The organism is Paenibacillus terrae (assembly GCF_000943545.1).
Taxonomy (GTDB): domain Bacteria; phylum Bacillota; class Bacilli; order Paenibacillales; family Paenibacillaceae; genus Paenibacillus; species Paenibacillus terrae_A.
Genome location: NZ_JTHP01000228.1, coordinates 1 through 214 on the forward strand (window position 1 = coordinate 1; position 214 = coordinate 214).

The 214-nt window shown below is 52.3% G+C and carries 1 rRNA gene; it reads right to left on the bottom strand.

What is annotated here, in order from left to right:
- A 23S ribosomal RNA gene (locus QD47_RS29780) occupies positions 1-214 on the bottom strand; the annotation flags it as partial.

Consider the following 214-nt stretch of genomic DNA (forward strand, 5'->3'; position numbering starts at 1 on the left):
ATACATAGGGCTCTGACTTCTTGTAAGCACACGGTTTCAGGATCTATTTCACTCCCCTTCCGGGGTGCTTTTCACCTTTCCCTCACGGTACTGCTTCACTATCGGTCGCCAGGGAGTATTTAGCCTTGGCAGATGGTCCTGCCGGATTCATACGGGGTTTCACGTGCCCCGCACTACTCGGGATCCGTCTCGGAGAGAACAAGTTTTGAAGTAC